The following is a 4,058-nucleotide window of genomic DNA, read 5'->3' as shown; positions in this document are numbered from 1 at the left end:
CATTCCGATTTCATGTTAAAAAAATAAAATTTAAAACATTTAGATGGATAGGAGGTTGAAAATATAACGTATATACTTGTAGTATGAAATTAGGTTCTGAAAAAAATGGGTTCAAATCGTCAAGTTGATCAAATGTCAAGGAGGTCATCTGAATGAAGCGTGTAAGCAAAATGCGAAAATGGAGACGGAATGTAACGATTGTTCTGTTAAGCACTTTATTGATTATACCTTCATTCCTGAGTGGTGAAGCTGGTAACGCTCATGCTGTATCTCATTCAAATCAGAAAGAGAAAGAAATTTCAGTCAACTCATTGAAAACGCATACAAATACAACTTTTCCTGTTGTTGATTTTGAAGACGGGATCATTCCATCTTTCGTTACGGACAGCAATTCAACGCTGGAAATCATCGATAACGTGACGGGTTCAAAAGCGTTAAAAGTAACTTATGGAATCGCCGATTTTCCAACTGTGAAATTCACGGCTGAAACATACTGGGACTTCGGAGAGCAAAGTGCTTTGTCATTTGAAGTGACAAATCCGACTAACGAAGATATTACATTCTATGTCCGTATGGATGATGATAAGCAAGCGGACGGCGTTGTGCATTCGATGGTTAGCATCGGGGTCGCCAAAGCCAATTCGACTGAAAAACTGTTCCTCAGTTTAAGTTCAGATGTGCAAGACATCGGCATGCGTTTCTTGCCGCCGAACCCGGCAGGAAGCCAATTGAGCTATGGTTGGGGTGAGAAATCGTTAAACGCCCGCCATATCGTCGAGTTTCAATTCTGGCAAATGTACACTTCCAAAGAATCGGTCTTGATTTTTGACAATATTCAAGTGATATCGGATCCAAATTCAGACCTGAGCTATTTGGACGGTCTGGTTGACCGGTATGGTCAATATACTGGTATGTACTGGGAAGGGAAAGTTTATACCCAGGAAGATCTGATTGAAGATAAGGAACAAGAATTGAAATGGTTGGAAGAAACAGCGCCGCCAATTGAAACGAGCAAATATGGCGGCTGGTTGAATGGCCCCAAGCTGGAAGGAACGGGGCACTTCAGAGTGACAAAGCACAACGGAAAATGGACACTCGTTGATCCAGAAGGTTACCTGTTCTTTTCAACCGGTCTTGATATTGTAAGATTAGCAGACATGAATACTTGGGTGACCGGAAGATGGAACATGTTTTATAATCTTCCTTCCCGTTTCGGTCCGTTGGCGGATCACTATCATTATTCCGGAGTTGTTGCTAGACCGCCATTAAATCTTACGGAAGGCTGGTTGTTTAACCATTACTCGGCCAACCTCGAACGAAAATATGGCGAAAATTATTTGGAAGAATGGAAAGATATAACGGTCAAACGTTTTAAAACCTGGGGCTTCACCTCGATCGGGAATTGGTCTGAACCTGAACTGTTTTACGGAAAAGGTGACGAACATCGGATGCCTTATGTGGCGCATGTTTGGACTCATTTTGGTGACCATACGGTTATACCCGGCCGGAATTCAACCGTTCCGGATCCCTTCGATCCCGATTTTGTCGTAAGTGTCGGGGAAATGCTGCAAGATCAAATTTTAGCTTACGGTGTTGCGGAAGACGAATGGCTGTTAGGTGTTTTTGTCGACAATGAGCTGGAATGGGGAAATTCGATTGATACTCAAAACAAATATCTCCTGATCACGAACATAATGGCCATGGATGCAGCGGATGAGAGCAGCTATGCCAAAAGAGCCATGGTTGAGCATTTGAAAAAGAAATACCAAAATGACATTGATACTTTGAATCAAACTTGGGGAACAACATTCAACTCGTTTGCGGATTTGGAAGCGCCTTTCCGTCCAGAAGCGATTTCGGAAGGAATGGTCAGCGATTATTCTGAGATGCTTAAGTTTTTCGCAGAGCAATATTTCCGCATTGTTCGCGACGAACTGAAGAAGGTGTTGCCAAACACGTTGTATTTGGGAAGCCGTTTTGCAAATTGGGGAACGAGCAAAGAAGTACAAGAAGCCGCTGCCAAGTATGTCGATGTAATCAGCTTTAACGTATACAAGCAAGATGTGGTCGGCGAGAACTGGATGTATCTCGAAGACTTGGATATGCCGGCGATTATCGGAGAATTTACGTTTGGCGCAAATGACAGAGGAATGTTTGGAACCGGCCCAGTTGCAGATACGGCTGCATCCAGTCAGCAGGAACGCGCTGAGAAATTCTTGCATTTCATGACGACCGTTCTGGAAAACGAATATTTTGTCGGCGCCCATTGGTTTCAATATGTCGATCAACCGTTGTTAGGCCGGGCTTGGGACGGTGAAAACTACAATATCGGGTTTGTGGATGTTGCGGATGTCCCCTATGAAGCGATGGTGCAGGCTGCAAGAAAATTGCATGCTGAATTGTATGACATTCGCTTCAGCGAGAAAAAAGAACAGCCGGAAAGCGGCGACGAGGGTGAGGAATTCGTTCTGTTGACTTCTTTCGAATCTTCAGAAAATCTGAATTTTATCCATGCTTATAAAGAAGCAAAAGTCGATTATGTCACTGATGGCGCAACGGATGGATCACGTGCGATGAAAATAACGGTTGGTACATTAGATACCGACTATTCAGGCGTGGAACTGCGTCCTGAAAAACCTTGGAATCTCGGTCGTTTACCTCGGATATCGCTCGATGTGACCAATCCGTCCAATTCTCCGATTCAAGTTCGAATCAATGTAAAAGATCAAAAAGGAGCCATTCGAACGTACTATTTCAATATGGCTGAGAATGAAGCCAGAACGCTCGTCATTGAGCAGTTTGGCCCATCTTCTCCCGTGTGGGAAAGCGATGGTTTTTGGGGTGCGGAAGACGGATTGGATACAAGCCGTATCCATTCGCTCAACTTGTATCTTTGGGAAGACGCTGATTTTGATACAGGAGATACGTTTATTATTGATAACGTGATGATCTCCAATTGATCAATATTGGTTGTTTCATCCCCCCCCGTTTACTTTGAAACGGGGGATTGTAAATTATAACAGATCCAAATGCACAAAATGAGGAAGGAGTATGAATGATGAAGCCAAATTTTCTTGTATTCGTCGTTGATCAGATGCAGTCTCGAACGTTATCCTGTCACGGTCATCCCGACTTGAAAACGCCTCATATTGATCAATTGGCATATCGTTCACCCGCGCTTACTGCAACAACCCGGTATGCATGCCTTCCGGCGCGTCGTTATTGACCGGTTTGACAATTCGTCAGCACGGCGTTTTGACAAACGGAACCGCATTATCCGAAAAATTGCCGACTTTACCCAGGGTTTTGACGGAACACGGTTATCGGACACATGCCGTGGGCAAACTCCACCATCAACCGATCGGTTCAGTAAGCAGAGGAGAAAAAATGGATTTTTCCTGGGAGGCGATCGAACACTGGGAATCAGGTAAAATTCAATCGATTCCTTCTGGTTATTACGGGTATCAGTCTGTGGAGTATGTTGGCGGTCATGTAACGTGTTACGGCGATTATTTGAGATGGTTGGAACAAGTGTATCCCGAAGGTGGCAGGAAACTGTCCAAAGAAGGCGCTTATTATGCTGATGACAACGTTCCGATGAGTTGGCGGATTGGCTTGCCGGAAGAGTATCATTACAACCACTGGATTGCCCAGAGAAGTATTAACTTTCTGGAACAAATCAGCCGTGGGAATCAACCGTTTTTCCTGTGGTGTTCGTTTCCTGATCCGCATCATCCGTTCGCGGCTTGTAAGCCTTACAGTGAAATGTACGATCCGGCTTCTCTTACATTACCTGAATATTGGGATGTCGAAGAAGATGGCATTCCCTGGCTAAAAGAACGAAGAAAGCTAAACCCTCATTATTCATCCTTCGATGAACGAGGATTGCGGGAAATATTAGCTCAGACCTATGGTATGATCACACACGTGGACAAGTGTATCGGTGATGTGATTGCAAAATTAAAAGAACTGGGTTTGGATCAAAACACAGTAATCGTTTTCCTGGCTGACCATGGTGAGTATTTGGGGTCACATCATTTAATTAGGGCTTGCTGAAC

At 44.0% G+C, this 4,058-nt stretch carries 2 protein-coding genes; both read left to right on the top strand.

Features of this window, described 5'->3' with window-relative positions; all coding sequences use genetic code 11:
* The first annotated feature begins 152 nt into the window (after positions 1-152).
* Positions 153-2,960, top strand: a complete 2,808-nt coding sequence (locus ABEV74_RS19365) for a beta-galactosidase (protein ID WP_430148622.1) — start codon at positions 153-155, stop codon at positions 2,958-2,960.
* A 241-nt stretch (positions 2,961-3,201) separates the two neighbouring features.
* A complete protein-coding gene (locus tag ABEV74_RS19360; protein WP_430148619.1) occupies positions 3,202-4,056 on the top strand; it encodes a sulfatase-like hydrolase/transferase in 855 nt (284 codons plus the stop codon).
* The last annotated feature ends 2 nt before the right edge of the window (positions 4,057-4,058 follow it).

It is taken from the genome of Paenibacillus cisolokensis (assembly GCF_050481165.1).
Classification (GTDB): domain Bacteria; phylum Bacillota; class Bacilli; order Paenibacillales; family Paenibacillaceae; genus Paenibacillus_AH; species Paenibacillus_AH cisolokensis.
Note: the sequence above shows the minus strand (reverse complement) of the source record. Positions and strands in the feature narration are given on the sequence as shown.

Bases quoted from the DNA above. Each gene is read 5' to 3' on its own strand.
- ABEV74_RS19365 (WP_430148622.1), top strand. From the start codon at position 153: ATGAAGCGTGTAAGCAAAATGCGAAAATGGAGACGGAATGTAACGATT.
- ABEV74_RS19360 (WP_430148619.1), top strand. From the start codon at position 3,202: ATGCCTTCCGGCGCGTCGTTATTGACCGGTTTGACAATTCGTCAGCAC.